Raw genomic sequence first — 15796 nt, 5'->3', positions numbered from 1 at the left:
GGAGAAATCATCATGTCCAAGCATATCCTCATTGTTGGCGCCGGTTTTGCCGGTGTTATGGCAGCATTGGCTGCCTCTCGGCTGAGGCACGAAAAGAGTGTCTCAGCTGAGGATTTGAAAATCACCGTCGTGTCCCCTGAACCTGAGCTGGTCATCCGCCCGAGACTCTATGAACCCGAGCCCGATAAGATGACAGCTCCTCTTGGGGATCTCTTCTCCGCTACTGAGATCAATTTCATTGCTGGTACAGTAGAAAAGATCGACGTTGCTGGTAGCCAAGTTGCGATCATAGATGGCAACGGTCGAAGCGTCCTACAATCCTATGACAGACTCGTGCTTGCTGCTGGCAGTCGCGGCTTTCAGCCACCAATCCCCGGGCTTGAGGAATACGGCTTTGCCTCCAACCATCTTGAAGAAGCTGTAATACTGGACCAGCATCTGCACAGGCTTGCTGATCATCCGGCAAGCCCCGCACGAGACACAGTTGTGGTAGGCGGAGCGGGTTTCACAGGATTGGAAGTCGCTACCGAACTCGAAACGCGTCTGCGTGGTATTCTGGGCTCCAAGACTCGTCCGCGCATCATCATTGTGGATCGGAATCCGCATGTCGCTCCGGCAATGGGAGAAAATCCACGTCCATATATTGAGCAGCGTCTCAAAGAACTTGGTATAGAGACCCGATTAAACACGGGAATTGCAAGACTCGACGAGAATTCAGTAACGCTTGATAACGGAGAACGGATCGAGACTGCGACAGTGATCTGGTCGGGAGGCATGCGCGCCTCTCCGCTCACAAGTCAGCTGGAGGCAGAAAGAGACCAGCTCGGACGTATAATAGTGGAACCGGATCTTCGCGTACCTGGTCACGCTCAGATTTTCGCGACTGGAGATACCGCAAAGGCGGCAACCGACAATGAGGGAAATTTTTCGCTGATGTCCTGTCAGCACGCACGTCGACTTGGCGCCTTTGCAGGCCATAATGCAGCTGCGGAACTCTTAGGAGAGCCAACCTTGGCGTATAATCAGCCCGCATATGTTGTTTGCCTTGATCTCGGTGCTGACGCTGCAATTTTTACACGTGGATGGACCGGCAAAGTTGAAATCACCGGCACCGACGCGAAGAAGGTGAAACAGGAGATCAATACGGTCTGGATTTATCCGCCAGCTCCAGACCGGGCCACGGCATATGAGAATGTTCATATAGCGCGGACGGTCGATTTCTAGTTCGTTCAATCAATGTCATCCTCGGGGAATTTGATCCGCTCGATCTCGGGGATTACGATTATGGCCCGCTTTGCTTGTAAGGCGGGCCATATTGAACATACGAGTTACGGCGTGTTTGTCCGGCCAAAACAGTGTTCTTAGGCTACACGGCGGCAGAGCGCAACGAAGCTCTTTGCGGCTAATGAGGATTCGCTCTTTCGGAAGGCGATGGCGACATCTGAGGTCGTAGTGATGCTGCTTACATCCACATAGCATATGCCGGGAAGGCCCACGGCATTCATCGATTTGGGCACCAGTGCCACACCGAGTTCAATTGCGACACGGCTTGCTATTTCGGTGAAATCCAGTGCATGCGCATTGATATCTGGTTCGAAACCGGCGCTTCGGCAGGCTTCGAGTGTTGTCCTGTGAAAGCCGATGTCGGCCGGCTGGCGCGGTGTGAGGAAGGTTTCTGCCTTCAAGGCGTCGAGCCGGAGTGTGCTGCAATTCGCCAGGGCATGGGCTTCATTCAGCACGGCAACGAGAGGTTCACGCTTCACGATTAGGCTGGTCAAGCCGGGCGGCATCGGGGCGGGCCAGCGGATGAATCCCATATCCAGCAAGCCTTCCGAAATGCGCGAGAGTTGCATTCGCAGTTCCATTTCAGTGAGGTTGACCGCGACATCGGGATATTCCGCCCGGAATGTACGGATGGATTCGAAAACGATGCCGGAATAGGCGGCTGATGCGACATAGCCGATGGAGACCTGCCCGATTTCACCCCGCCCGGCGCGTTTGACTGCAACCATGGCCGCGTCGGTCTGTGCGAGGATCTTAAGCGCATCGCGGTAAAGCACCTCGCCAGACTGGGTCAGCTGCACCGAACGCCGTGACCTGTCGATCAAAGGCGAGCCGATGATTGCCTCTAGCGCCATGATCTGCTGACTGAGGCCGGGTTGGGCGATGCCCAGGCGCGCGGCAGCACGTTCGAAATTCTTCTCGTCCACCAGAGCGCAGAAATAGCGCAAGTGGCGCAACTCGAAGGAGCGGGTGGCAGTGTTTTTATTCGGAGCTGGCGGCATTTGCGTGCTTTTTGAATAATTCAAAACTATGACGGCAGTAAGCATCATAAGTTATGATTATGAAAAAGACACCCTCAACTTATTGGATCGATCGACAAAAGATGATTAATGGAGTCCAGTTTATGTTTTGAGGGGAACCCAGTGAGCGTCCTAGCCCGATTGCACGGTCTATTGTCCGCTGCAGCCATTTCCAGTACCACTTTTGCCGCTGTGACCGGAGCGTTTGCACAGGAGGCCGCCGCACCTACAGTTCTTGCACCCATCGTCGTTGAAGGTAGCCGTGAGGACCCGACGGCCCCCGTAAAAGGCTATGTCGCAAAGACGAGCATCAGTGCAACCAAGACCGGAACTCCGCTGGTTGAGACGCCGCAATCGATTTCAGTCGTCACAGCCGATCAGATCAGGGCGCAGGGCGTCCAGACTTTGGGGCAAGCGCTTGGTTATTCGGCAGGTGTTGTTTCTGAACCCTACGGTTCCGACCCTCGTTTTGACTCGCCTCTCGTTCGCGGCTTCGACGGCCGGCAGGTGCAGTTCTTGAACGGGTTGCGCCTGATGCGGACTGCAGGCGCCTCGGCGGTCGATCCCTACATGCTGGAGCGTATCGAGGTGGTGCGCGGCCCTGCTTCGGTCATGTTCGGGCAGGGTAATCCCGGCGGGCTCATCAATATGATCAGCAAACGCCCGACTTTCGAGAAGTTCGGTGAAATCGGCTTTCAGGCTGGCAGTTATAATACTTACGGCACATTTTTCGATATGGGTGGCCCGGTTCTCGACAATGACAGTCTTGCCTATCGCATGACGGGTCTGGTGCGCAAAGCTGGAACCCAAACCGATTATCTCGACAATGATCGGTACTTCATTGCCCCGGCCTTCACCTGGAAGCCCGACGAAGATACCAAAGTGACAATTCTGACCAGCTTCCAGCATGACAATCCCAGCTCGCCCTCAGGCCTGCCGCCAAGTCTGACACTGAATGCCACAAATTACAGTCTCCCCCGCGATTTCTACGTCGGTGACCCGAGCTTCGACGATTCCGATCGCAATGTCGTCAATCTCGGTTATGAGCTGGAGCACCGCATCAACGAAACCTGGACGTTCCGCCAGAACGCCCGTTACTCCAATCAGAACTGGGACTATACGGCGCTTGGCTATGCAACGGCAGGGCTTGCAGCCGATGGGCGGACCATCAACCGAACGGCGACCTTTCAGGATGAACTGCTCAACACATTCAATATCGACAACAATCTGGTCGCGGAGTTCGACACGGGACCTGTCGAAAATAAGGTCCTCTTCGGTGTCGACTATCGCTATTTCGACAACAGCGCCAAGACACAGTTCTGGAGCGCAACGCCTCTCGATGCCTTCAATCCGGTCTATGGTGGGCCGATAAAGCTGTTGCGCGACTCGGTGAACACCCATGTGGATTCCCGCATGACGCAGCTCGGTATCTATGCGCAGGATGAACTGACCTATGACAACTGGCGTGCGACCTTCGGCTTGCGTCAGGATTGGGCGACGACGCGCGGCACCTCGACCAACTATGTGCCTGCAACGCCGGTTGCCCGCTCGCTTGATCAGGATGACGAAGAGCTGACCGGACGGGCCGGCATAGGCTATGTCTTCGATAACGGCATTGCGCCTTATGTAAGCTATTCAACTTCCTTCGAACCGGTGGCAGTTTCCGCGACGGCAGGAGTTCTGCAGCCGACGACGGGCAAGCAGTTGGAGGCTGGCGTCAAATATCAGCCGAATGGCTGGGACGGTTATTTCGCCGCTGCAGTCTATGATCTCCGCCAGCAGAATGTACCGATTTCGGTTGCGCTGCCGGGCGGTGGCTCAACGACCGAACAGATTGGCGAAGTGCAGGTAAAGGGGCTGGAACTGGAAGGTGTAGCGAGCCTCGCCCAGGGGCTCGATCTGCGCGCCGCCTACACATATATGGAGGCCGAAATCGTCAGCGGGAAAGACGACGGCAATCGCCCGCCCAATGTGCCCGAACATTCCGCAAGCCTTTGGCTGGATTATACCTTTCAGGAGGGCTCGGCTCTCCACGGTTTCGGCCTCGGCGGTGGAGTACGCTATCTGGGCCAACGCTACGGCGATACGGGAAATACCTACGACCTCGACGGAGTGACATTGGTAGACGCAGCCGTCCACTATCAGAAGGATGGCATAAAGGGGATACTCAGTGTCAAGAATATTGCGGACAAGAAGTATGTCGCAAGTTGCAGTTCCTTTGGATGTAACTATGGTGACGGCAGAACCTATATGAGTACGCTGACCTTTTCATGGTAGAAAACCCGCAACACGGGGCGGGTTTCTCGTCCCTTAATATCAGCCGCCGGAAAGCTCTGGGCCTTCTGGCGGCTTTGGCTTTGCCGCAGGGCGCACGCGCCAGTTCGGCGCTGCGCATCGCAGCCATCGATTGGGCAATGCTCGAAACGGTGATAGCACTTGGCGTTACGCCGATTGCTGCGACGGAACTGATTCAGTTTCGCAAGGATGCAGTCGAGCCGGATATCCCCGCATTGGTTACCGATCTTGGCCTTCGGGGGTCGCCGAATTTCGAACTTCTTTATCTCTTGAAACCTGATCTGATCCTGAGTTCTCCATTCTACACCCGGCATGAACCGGCGCTGAAAGCTACCGCTACGGTTCTGTCCCTGCCGTTTTATGTGCAGGGAGAACCACCCTATCAGAAGGCCCTTGCGGCGGTAGCGAAACTGGGAAGCAGGCTGGGACTCGGGGCAAAGGCAGAGGCTGTTCTAAGCGAGCAGGAAGCTTTTCTTGCGCAAACCGCAGGGACGCTGAAGCCTTTCGTGGATCGCGCGACATATCTCATCAATATCGGCGATGCGCGCCATTTTCGCGCTTTCGGCGATGACAGCATGTTCGGTGATATTCTGTCTAGGTTGGGACTTCCCAATGCGTGGACGGACCGTTCGCGCTTTACGTTCGCGGCTCCCGTGCCGCTGGAAGCTCTTGCAGAAAAGCCGGAAGCGCGGATCGTTATCATTTCCGATATTCCAGTCGAAGCGCGCAACGGCCTGCGTAACAGCTTGATCTGGCGCTCGCTGCAGCCGGTCCGCGAGGGACGCGTTCATATGCTGGGTAATGTCAATCCTTATGGCGGCATCACTGCGGGATTGCGCTTCGCGCGCCTTTTGAAACATGCCCTGCTGGAACAACCGGAGGGCAGCCGGTGACGCAAAGGAATTTTAGCGTAGCGGCTGTGGTTGGCATCGTGGCCGCGTTGGCGCTGTGTCTGTGGAATGCGAGCGCGTTTCTGCCATTCGCGCAATGGCCTGCCGTTCCGTTCAATCCGGATAAAATGAATACCCAACAGGTCATTCTGGCCTACGCGGTGCTGCCGCGCGCAGCGGTCGCCATCTTTGGCGGTGCCGCATTGGGGCTTGCCGGTGCGCTGCTGCAAAGGCTTTTAAGCAATCCGATTGCCGATCCATCGACGCTTGGCGTTTCGTCCGGCGCGCAGCTTGCCATCGTCACGGCCACATTGTTTTTCCCGGCTCTCCTTGATGAGTTTCGCTGGGCGGTCGCGCTGGCAGGAGCCGGGCTTGCGACCGTCATCGTCTTTCTGCTCGGATGGCGAAGCCGCCTTGAACCGGTGACGATGGTGATTTCGGGTCTGCTTGTCGGTGTGACGTGCAGCGCGATTTCCGCCGCCATGACGCTCTCCCAAGGCGAATATCTTATGTCGCTGGTGACATGGAATGGCGGTTCGCTCAGTCAGCAGGACTGGTCTGCCGCTAAAGCACTGGCGGTTCAGTTCGTCATAGGTCTGGTTGCCGCAATCATGTTGAGCCGCCCGCTGGCACTTGTGGGGCTTGGCGATAGCAGTGCGCGGGCGCTGGGCGTGCCGCTGGCATGGCTGCGCGTGGCAGTCGTGGTGGTTGCTGTCGTGTTGACTGCAGGGGTTGCCGCGAATGTCGGGCTTGTCAGTTTCATCGGCCTTGCCGCACCGGCAATCGTACGGGGGCTTGGCGTTCGCAAGCCCGGTACGGTGCTGGTTGCTGCGCCTCTCGCTGGCGCAATTCTGCTCTGGCTTTGCGACGGCGGCGTGCAATGGCTTGGTTCCAGTCTCGGTGAAACATTCCCGACCGGTGCGGTGACGGCTCTGATCGGAGGACCGCTCCTTTTGTGGCTCATTCCACGTGTCCGCTCTTCTGGATCGGCTGGAGGCAGCCCAGCCATATTCGCGCGCGACTCGGCCACCAAAGCCTTGCTGTTGCTGGCATTGCTCGCAATTGCTGCTTTCCTAGCGCTCTCGCTGGTGCGGACGCCCGATGGCTGGTCGTTGCTAACAGGAAAAGATTTTGCCGAACTTCTGCCTCTGCGCTGGCCGCGTCTTCTGGCAGCGGCAGCGGCGGGAAGCCTGCTGGCAATGGCAGGTGCCGTTCTCCAGCGCCTCACCGGCAACCCATTGGCAAGCCCGGAAGTTGTCGGCGTCAGCGGTGGTGCAGGTATTGGTTTTGCAATCGCACTAACCTTGTTTGCCGCACCCAACAATTTTCAATTGTTGCTGTGTGCCGCGATAGGTGCCTTTGCGGCGATGGTCGTCGTCCTCAGTTTTGCAAGTCAGAGACATCTTTCGCCCAATCGTCTTCTGCTGGCTGGCATTTCCGTTAGCTCATTCGCGTCTGCCATACTGAGTGTTTTTCTCGCCATTGGCGATCAACGGTCGTGGCAAATTCTTGCATGGCTCGGTGGTTCATCTGCGTCCGCGACTCCTGAAACAGCCATTTTTCTCGTGGTTTTGAGCATCTGCGTGACGTTGGCGGCTCTACTCCTGACCCGTTGGCTGACGATCCTGCCACTCGGGCAAACGACGCCTGTGTCGTTGGGATTGCCCGTCGGCCCGGCGCGTGTGTCGACCATTCTTCTCGCCTGTATTGCGAGCGCGGCTGCCTCACTGCTCGTGGGGCCACTGAGTTTCGTCGGCCTGATGGCGCCGCATATGACGCGACGCATGGGATTTGACCGGGCGGCGAGCCACGTGTTGGCCTCGGCGCTCCTCGGTGCGTTGTTGATGACGATAGCTGACCTTGGCGCACGCAATGCAACATTTCCCTATGAGCTGCCGCTTGGTCTTTTCGCCGCTCTTGTAGGAGCGCCCTATCTGGCCTGGGCGCTCGGAAGGAAGAGATAATCGGTATTAGTTCGCCTTGAATTGAACGAGTGCTTAACACAGCTCACAAATCTGCAAGTGCCAAGATTTAATCGTTATTTGCTTGGGGTGTTAAGCTGGGATGATTTTGCTAATATTGAAGGTTAGGCACTGGCTCCCAAAGCCACGGTTCTTGACTGGCAATCAAACGTGCCAAATCCGCTCTTCAATATGAGGCTTCATAGTGCTCACAGCGGCTGGGCGGATCGAAGAATGGCCAAACGTCTCTGCATCTCAACTTTAATCTCACCATCTGGACCTGCTCGCCTGTAATATGTTCACTTTTCCATTGAACATTGCCAATGTTGTACAGGGCTGCGACTTGTCGGCACGACAACGCCTCGGCACGACAACGCCTCGGCACGCATGCCTGTAAAACTTCCAGCTTGAATGCTGCGTATCCTCCGGCGCACTTCCGTCTAATTCCATCAATTCCATGAACTTCATAAGCGGCGACCCACTTTCGAAGCGAGGATGGTTCGACATTATGAACCTTCGCGGCAGCTTTCCATCCTGACTGGCCTGTACGATACGTATGGATCGCTGCACTGCGGGTGCGGCTTGCAGGTAGCGACGGACGACGTCGATATGACCGAGCTTCGGTAGATCGTCTTGTTGCAGCCAACCTTGAACCGGGGGTGTCGATCTCCTGCGAAAATGGATACAGAAGGCCAAGCTGGTCAGTCCTGACCGTGCGGCTTTGGCGTTCGTCCCGGTTCAGTCGGCCCCGATCGGAACCTGCCAGTGCAACCTGGCAGCTTGGTTAAAGGCATCAAGAGACCGTCTTGTGTGGCCAGGCTGAGTGCATCATTGCCGAATGGGGTGTGCTTGACGGTGGAATGCAGCGATGCCGATGGACTGGCGGCGATTATAGGAGCGTTGGGCCATGTTCAAACTGGGCGCTGATTTCAAGGTTTACCTGCATCGCGAGCGGTAAGCCGTACTTGGATGATGCGCGTTCGAGTCGCGCCGCGGGCTCCACCAAATAGGAAGGCCGGAACACGTTCATCCCCAGCGCGCTCCGGCCAGCAGTTCATACCGCCGCCCCTTTGCCCGGCGATATGTCCACGAGTGGTCCTCACTAAAATAACGGTCCCACGGCGGATGCACACATTAACACGATATACGAGCAATGTATCGCTGATAAACAATTATATCTTGTGGAGGTTGATGATCCCGACCGCATCGCGCGCCGGGGGTACGCGTTGCCTGAGAACGCGATGCGGCGGTACCTACCGCAATCGGCAGGCCCACATTACATGTGGGGATGCGGCAACCAATAGACAATCAGAATTATCGCAACACAACACAAATGAAGCTACCGGCCCCACTAGCCGGGAATCGTGCAGTTAAAGGCTGAGGCAAATGCTCGAAGCAGGCAAGGAGAACCAGTTCTTTCATTCCCAGAAAGATCGCACTGAACATGTTCTCAATGACCGCACCAAACGGATCGATCGCCATGAGGTGGCATCGGTTGAAGGCAACCTGAAGCGCTTGTTCACAATCCGTGCATGATCAGTCCTGGGCTAATCGTTCAGCAGACACGTTGCTGCTATCGATATGAGTATGAATAGACCGATCCGGTCGTCTTTAAATCGATCGAAACGCTACCTGAAATCAGTCAGTTGCTGGAAAGTGTCTCGAATGTCGATTAAACTCTCGTCTGTATGCCGCAAAACACCACTTCGACGTTCTGCGGTACTCGTTCGTGCCGGAAAAGGATAGCGTCGCGTACGGGATGAGGAGGGAAGTACTTGAAGAAAACGCCCGAAAAAGGCCGCGCACGTTTCCTGATCATTGAAACCCTAAAGAACAGCGGCATACTGCAGCCAAATGAGGTTGCCCTGAATTCAATCACTATTGCTAACCAGCTCATAAAAAAGGGTAATCCTCTCGGCGACCTCGAAGCTGCAATTGACCCGCTGATAGAGGATGGGGTGCTGTTTAGACCTGGAAAAAGGTCTCCGTTATTCGCGTTGACCGGGAAGGGATATCGCACTTTATTATAAGTTGAAGCAGAGTTGCGCAGCATTTCACTCAAGACAACATGCTGAACAATCACCGAAGCGGACAAGGCACGCGAAGGCCATCTGCCCAGCTTGTGAATTCATGAACGCATTACCTCCAGCCGTGGTATAATGCATTCATAACGCGCAATCGGGCGCGTTCGATCGTTGAAGATCGGATACCACCATGAACAACGCACAATGGATAAAATCCGCACTTGGCGGAGCGCTGGTTGGCGCGATTACAACAATGGCTGTTGGCTTTACCGTCGGCGGATGGGTGACAGGAGGGACGTCAGAACGTTTGATCGCGTCCGGTATGTCAGACAGTGTAGCGGTAGCACTTACCCCATATTGCCTTGAGAAATCGAAAAATGATCCGGAGGCAACAAACATAATGGCGGAATATAAAGTCGCACCAGCCTACTCGCGCCGGATGCTTATCGAAAAAACAGGCTGGGCCACCCCGCTGGGAACGGAACAACCGAACGCTGCGCTCGCAATAGCGTGCAGCAATGAGCTTGCGAAAGCGCTTTAGAGCGATTGCAAGCGTCGAACAGCAGGAGGCTGAAATGAAAAAGGAGCGTCCACCCAAAATTCCCGAACAAAATGATCCAGTACGTCCGCGCCATGAAGAGGATCAGGCAGCAAGCAAAGCTGACCTCAGAAATGCTCATCAGCAGATGAACTCACCCTCCCGGGACTGGACCAGGCTGGCAAACATCTTGCGGCGCGCGTGCGGCGGTTTTTCCCGCGCGCGCTCGGCACGTCACCCGTCGACAGGGAGCAAGGCAAATGACACATGATACGACCGCGCTGGAGCGGAAGGTTCTGGCTCATGAACAGATACTCCAGGTTCTTATCGGCCATCTGGCCGAGACCGAACCCAGGTTTCTTGATCGCTTGAAAGCCGTGTTTACCCGCCATCATACTCTTGGTGCTGACGAACAGGATTATATCAACACGGCGCAGTATGCGGAGCAGTTCATTCGCGAAATTGAGAAAATGCAGGAATACAAGGCAACCAGGTAAGCTTCGCTGGCTCGTGAGAATCCTGCAAATTTTCCGGGCCACTTGTTTTAGCCAGAAGACCCGAACGGCCTCCATGGTTTACTTGCTTTTCAAGCGCGTAAGGCGCACAATTCAACAGTTGAAACATCGGTTCGGGCGCTGCGGTGCGAAGATGAGCGCTCTGACCGCATTGAGGAGGACACACCATGTCTTCCATCACGCGCCAAACGTATTTTGGCCCCGAAGATTTTCCCTTGCTGCGTGCTTTCTTGCATCGCTCTGCTTATTCATTCGATGGCGGGGACAATCGGCAGACGCGAATAGAAACCGCTAAACAGCTTTCCCAGATATTCCGTGACGGACGCTATGAGCCCGGGCAGATGCTGGATCTGCTTGTCGCAATTCGCGCCGAACGGCTATGCTGGGCTATTCATCGGGATCTGGACAGGTGGGAGAATGAAGGCGGCTCATCAAGAGCCTAGTTTTCAGTGACAATAGTTTTCGCACCGATGCTGTCATCGGGACCGAAGCGGGCAATCTACCTTACGTCAAACACAGAAACCCGATCCGGAGAACTGGAGTGTTTGTTCGTAGTCAGTTCGGTTTGAAATAGCGCTGCAATCTTGCGAGACAATCAATATTCCGCCAACAAACAATGTTATTGACTGGGCCGTACACCCGTCTGCCGTCTGCAGTGCGAGTCATAGTTCCCTCCGTCCATCACCGGATTGGGAACAAACCATCACAGCATTTGGTTCTTGAACATATACGCGAAGCGATTGAGCAAAGGGGGGAACGCGACCAACGCGCTTTTTTCTGCTACAATCTTCACGGGAAACGGAAATGGAGGGGGACCCATCAATGATTGTCAAAGTAGGCGCTGCAAGGCGCGAATGGGCAGATACAGCTACAATCTACGACGAAGCAATCAATGAATCTCACACCGAAACAACTCCTGACGGAGATTTACAGATCAGTTTCGTGGCATCCGCCATTCATGGCAGGGACCGTAATTCTTCCCAATACCGATATACAATGATCCTGTCATCTGACGAACTGGCCATCCTTGTTTCACAATACGAAGATCCCTGATCTATCCGGTTCTGAGAGCATAGAGTGATTAAAGTGCGAGTATGGAGGATCTGTCGCAAATTTTTCACCTCTTCCGCGTTATGACGTCTCGGCTTTATATGGGTGAGGAGGGGAGAAGCGGATGGCAGTCGATTTCACGGGTGCTCATTTCCCAAGGTAGTGTCATCCTGCATGCGATCTGTTTTTACGAGCGATATCCGATTTCCTATCGCGAGCTTCAGGAGATTCTGGGCTGTGCGCGGCATATTAGTCGATCATGCGACTTTGACCGATAGGTCGTTCGCTACTCTCCTCAAATCGGCGCAGATAGCCAACGGGGGGGGGGGCGTGGCGCACCACAGAGCTTCTGGTGGCAACGCGAAAGGTCTGGATCGCATTCGCGATGCCGAATGCGACTTTTAAAGTTCAATGGTGAAAGGGAAACCACCTAACTGCTTGTCAACAGCTTGTGCCATCACGACATGACTCAATGCCGCAGGAACGACCTGATGGCTTACCTGAAATGCGACGAGGGTGACCTGAACCGTCCGGTTAGAGCTGCGAACTGAACATTCGAAACCGCATGACATTGCCGCTCAACTCCATTGGGCGGGTTTCAAGTGGAAACGGATGCCGCGGGCATTATTTTCGGAACTTTTTTCACTGCGGTGAATTTTCGCCTCGATCGGATCAGAATGGATCGCTCAAAGGAACAGGCACATTTATTGTGAACCTCGGCGCAGGTGACGATACAGCAACCGTTCTGGGTGGCGTCGCCATGGGTGCGGTGGACCAGGGCGACGGATCCGATGTCTTCATGATCTCGGGAGGCACCATCACCGGCAATGTCAAGCAAGGAACGGGCACTGACGACTTCCAGATGACCGGCGACCAAATCCAGTCGCTCAGCCAGGGTGATGGTCTCGACACGTTTTTTATGTCGGACGGTCACATCGTCGACTTCTTCGAAGACGGCGACCATGCCGTCATGACCGGCGGCCGCATCGGCCGCGTCAACATGATGCTGGATAACAATCTTTTCGACATGTCGGGCGGCAGGATCGACGGAAATCTCGTCACTGCCTTCGGCAACGACACCGTCATCCTTTCAGGCGGCACTATCGGAGGCAATATCAGTGTCAGCGGCGGCACGGTCGGCGGTGAGGTGCGGATGAGCAGCGGCGCCGATACCTTCACCTGGGACGGCGGCGGCATTATCCATGGCCTGGTCGATTTGGGCGGAGACGATGATACGGCATCGCTCAGCAATCTCACCAACGCCAATATCGGCGCGACGCCGCAGATCACCGGGGGCCTTGGCATCGACACGCTCACCTTCAACAATGTCAAGACGGGTGATGTCTCCCGCTTCGACAGTTGGGAAACCATAAACCTCGCCAATGATACCTAGCTCATCTTCGACGAGACGCTGAGGCTCGGCGACAGCGAAACGGCCACCGGAACGCTCACGGTCGATTCCAGCAGCACCATCTATGGCGGCGAGGCGAATGGAGGAATTGCCACCTTCACAGCCGGACAGTTCGTCGATGTCGTCAATGCAGGACGGATTGACCTGACCAATGGCGGCGATGGAGCAGCGACACATTCACGATCGGCGGCAATTACACTGGAGGCGGTGGCCAGATTTTGTTGAACACCGTTCTTGGCAACGACTCATCGGCTTCCGACAAGCTGATCGTCGAAGGCGGTGCTACCGGGACCACCGGCTTGAACATCATCAATGCCGGCGGCACAGGTGACGCCACAGTGCAAGACGGCATCATGGTGGTCGAGGTGGCCGGCACGAGCGCCGGAAGTGCCTTCACGCTTGATGGCCGTGTCGCGGCTGGCGCTTACGAATATTTCCTGTTCAAGGGCGGCGTCTCGGCAAATACCGAAGACAATTGGTATCTCCGCAACACGATCGCCGCCGAACCTCAGGTCCCCACTGAAACACCGTCTTCCACTCCCGCCCCCGGTACCCCTGCGCTGCCGCCGGCACCACCACCCGGATCGACTCCGACAGAACTTTATCGCATCGAGGTCCCGACCTATGCGGTTGTGCCGCCGGTTGCCCATCACCTGGCGGTTTCGACGCTCGGCACCTTCCATGAACGTCGCGGCGAGCAAACATTGCTTCATGGCGGCCGCTGGTTGCCGACGAGTTGGGGACGCGTCCTCGGTCAGAACGCCGAGATGGACTGGAGCGGCACTGTCGCGCCCAGTTTCGACGGCAACCTCTTCGGCTTTCAGGCTGGACAGGACTTGTTGGGAAGGGAGTCGGAGAACGGCCATCACGACCGCATAGGCCTGTTCGTTGGCCATGCTAGCATCGACGGCGACGTCAGGGGCCAGGCGCTTGGCTGGAACGATATCGCAGTCGGCGACGTCGGCGTTAGCGGCACCAGCTTCGGCGGCTACTGGACCCATATCGGGCCGCAAGGCTGGTATCTCGACGGCATCCTGATGGGTACCTGGTTCAGCGGCGACGCCACATCGAACAGCAATGTCGGCGTAGACATTGACGGGACCGGAGTAACGGCATCGCTGGAGGGCGGCTATCCCTTCGCCCTGACGCCGCAATGGACGCTCGAACCCCAGGCGCAACTCATCTGGAACCACCTCTCGCTCGACGATCAGCGCGATCGCTTCTCGTCGGTTTCCTTCGATTCGGACGATGTCGTTACAGGGCGACTTGGCCTGCGGTTGCAGGGCAACTTCCAGGCCGATATGGGGACGATGCAGCCTTACCTTAAGGCCAATCTCTGGCACAATTTCTCTGCCGACCAGACAACCCGTTTTGACGACAATCCGATCATAACCGAGATCGGTGGAACCTCGCTCGAACTCGGCGGTGGCATTGTGACCGAGCTTACAGGAAAAGTCAGTCTCTTCGCCACCGCCGACTACACGTTCGACGTCGATGGCGGGAAGACGCGGATATTCGAAGGCAATATCGGGCTGAACGTCAAATGGTGAGGTATAGTTCGAAAGCACGTCCTGCAGTCGAACGTCCGAAGCGGTGCAATATCTTATTCCAGACAGGCCGGATGATCCAAACTACAATCCTTCTGATCGTTCGTTTTTCGGTAAGGGGCTTATAGTTCCGGCAAAGCGCATAAGATGTACCAAGGGCTCTGTTGCAAACTTTTGATCAAGGCTGGCAGTTGTAGGATTTCAGCTTTTCGGGAGCTGGGAATTTGTGGATGTTCAAAGGACGCAAAGTTGACTCTTGCAGCGCGCCGGCATGGCTTCCCGTCCGATCACTCCCTCTGATCAGATATCTTCAGCATTCTGAAGTGAACCGTGATTTAGCCTGCTAGGCTCAGGACTCATTGCTTTCCGAGCCAGAATATAACGGCTGCTGCGAGATCTATTGCTGCACGGAACACGACCGGGCAGCGATCATAACGGGTAGCAATTCTTCGCCAGTCTTTCAGTCTGCCAAACATGATTTCGATACGATTACGCCGCTTGTATCGACGTTTGTCATACTTGATAGGCTTCTTACGGTTTTTGCGACCCGGGATGCACGGCTTTATCTCTTTGTCTTTTAACCGTTTTCTGAACCAGTCAGCATCATAGCCTCTATCGGCAAGAAGCCAGTCGACCTTCGGTAACGCCTCGATTAAGGCTGCAGCTCCGGTGTAGTCGCTGATTTGTCCCGCCGTGACGTGTAACCTGATGGGGCGCCCTTGCGCGTCAGTGACGGCATGCAACTTGGTATTCATGCCACCTTTTGTCCGGCCGATCAGTCGTCCATCGCCCCCTTTTTTAACCGTAGGCTTGAAGCCGTGCGGTGAGCTTTCAAATAGGTCGCATCCATCATGACAGTCTTTCCAACCGACGATTTGGAAGACAGACCTTCTAATATCTGAGCAAATATCCCCTTGTGACACCAACGGTTCCAACGATTATAGAGCGTTTTACAAGGCCCGTATTCCCGAGGGGCATCACACCACCGTAACCCATTGCGAAGAATGAAGATAATTCCACTCAAGACACGTCTGTCATCAACGCGTGGTCGTCCATGGCTCTTGGGAAAAAAGGGGCGAAGGCGTGACATCTGTCCTTCGCTCAGCCAGTAAAGATTGCTCATCGTTCAGTCTCCTCAAGCGAAACTGAATCAGCTCTTCATTCTCAAATCAATGGGTCCTGAGCCTAACAAAAATGCCTGTGGCCAACTCGCGAACCAAACCTTCGTTGATTGGGGTGCCGGTAAAGTCGAAGTCCTCAAT

13 protein-coding genes and 2 pseudogenes are annotated in these 15796 nt (G+C 55.4%); 13 read left to right on the top strand and 2 right to left on the bottom strand.

The window, feature by feature from the left end; genetic code table 11:
* Positions 1-12: 12 nt before the first annotated feature.
* Positions 13-1224: an NAD(P)/FAD-dependent oxidoreductase gene (locus tag FG152_RS25015; RefSeq protein WP_036588395.1), complete on the top strand. Its 1212-nt coding sequence runs from the start codon at positions 13-15 to the stop codon at positions 1222-1224.
* 137 nt (positions 1225-1361) lie between these two features.
* Here the strand turns inward: FG152_RS25015 and FG152_RS25010 are convergent, their stop codons facing one another.
* The gene (locus tag FG152_RS25010; protein ID WP_036588435.1) at positions 1362-2285 is read right to left on the bottom strand and encodes a LysR substrate-binding domain-containing protein; all 924 of its coding nucleotides are present in this window, start codon (positions 2283-2285) and stop codon (positions 1362-1364) included.
* A 108-nt stretch (positions 2286-2393) separates the two neighbouring features.
* Here FG152_RS25010 and FG152_RS25005 point away from each other — a divergent pair, with 108 nt between their 5' ends.
* The 12 genes and pseudogenes from FG152_RS25005 to FG152_RS24950 form a co-directional block, all read left to right on the top strand.
* Positions 2394-4580, top strand: coding sequence for a TonB-dependent siderophore receptor (locus tag FG152_RS25005; protein ID WP_036588397.1), 2187 nt, complete (start codon positions 2394-2396; stop codon positions 4578-4580).
* Positions 4574-5491 carry an iron-siderophore ABC transporter substrate-binding protein gene (locus tag FG152_RS25000; protein WP_051517867.1) on the top strand — a complete coding sequence of 306 codons (918 nt, stop codon included), beginning with the start codon at positions 4574-4576 and terminating at the stop codon, positions 5489-5491. The genes FG152_RS25005 and FG152_RS25000 overlap by 7 nt, the downstream gene beginning before the upstream one ends.
* On the top strand, positions 5488-7452 hold the full coding sequence (gene fhuB, locus FG152_RS24995) for a Fe(3+)-hydroxamate ABC transporter permease FhuB (protein ID WP_036588399.1): 1965 nt from the start codon (positions 5488-5490) through the stop codon (positions 7450-7452). Before FG152_RS25000 ends, fhuB begins: the two co-directional genes overlap by 4 nt.
* A gap of 1383 nt (positions 7453-8835) precedes the next feature.
* Complete coding sequence (locus tag FG152_RS24990; RefSeq protein ID WP_155269257.1) at positions 8836-8985, top strand: hypothetical protein; 150 nt, start codon at positions 8836-8838, stop codon at positions 8983-8985.
* Positions 8986-9224: 239 nt separating this feature from the next.
* A complete protein-coding gene (locus FG152_RS24985) occupies positions 9225-9479 on the top strand; it encodes a hypothetical protein (protein WP_036588402.1) in 255 nt (84 codons plus the stop codon).
* Positions 9480-9663: 184 nt separating this feature from the next.
* Complete coding sequence (locus FG152_RS24980; RefSeq protein WP_036588404.1) at positions 9664-10014, top strand: hypothetical protein; 351 nt, start codon at positions 9664-9666, stop codon at positions 10012-10014.
* A 34-nt stretch (positions 10015-10048) separates the two neighbouring features.
* Entirely contained in the window at positions 10049-10282 is a 234-nt protein-coding gene (locus FG152_RS24975) for a hypothetical protein (protein WP_105529432.1), read from the top strand.
* Positions 10272-10508 carry a hypothetical protein gene (locus tag FG152_RS24970; protein WP_036588441.1) on the top strand — a complete coding sequence of 79 codons (237 nt, stop codon included), beginning with the start codon at positions 10272-10274 and terminating at the stop codon, positions 10506-10508. The genes FG152_RS24975 and FG152_RS24970 overlap by 11 nt, the downstream gene beginning before the upstream one ends.
* A 185-nt stretch (positions 10509-10693) precedes the next feature.
* Positions 10694-10969 carry a hypothetical protein gene (locus FG152_RS24965; RefSeq protein WP_036588408.1) on the top strand — a complete coding sequence of 92 codons (276 nt, stop codon included), beginning with the start codon at positions 10694-10696 and terminating at the stop codon, positions 10967-10969.
* 379 nt (positions 10970-11348) lie between these two features.
* On the top strand, positions 11349-11579 hold the full coding sequence (locus FG152_RS24960; protein WP_144405906.1) for a hypothetical protein: 231 nt from the start codon (positions 11349-11351) through the stop codon (positions 11577-11579).
* Between the two features lie 121 nt (positions 11580-11700).
* Positions 11701-11952: pseudogene (locus FG152_RS24955) on the top strand (IS6 family transposase); the annotation flags it as partial.
* 315 nt (positions 11953-12267) lie between these two features.
* Positions 12268-14537 (top strand): annotated as a pseudogene (locus tag FG152_RS24950) (autotransporter family protein); the annotation flags it as partial.
* Positions 14538-14890: 353 nt separating this feature from the next.
* Here the strand turns inward: FG152_RS24950 and FG152_RS24945 are convergent.
* A protein-coding gene (locus tag FG152_RS24945; protein ID WP_100652673.1) for an IS5 family transposase occupies positions 14891-15657 on the bottom strand; the annotation gives its coding sequence in 2 pieces (ribosomal slippage) (positions 14891-15334 and positions 15337-15657; 765 coding nt in all).
* Positions 15658-15796 lie beyond the last annotated feature (139 nt).

Source organism: Ochrobactrum sp. XJ1, assembly GCF_024701725.1.
Lineage (GTDB): Bacteria > Pseudomonadota > Alphaproteobacteria > Rhizobiales > Rhizobiaceae > Brucella > Brucella anthropi.
This window is presented reverse-complemented; position numbering and strand designations above follow the sequence as displayed.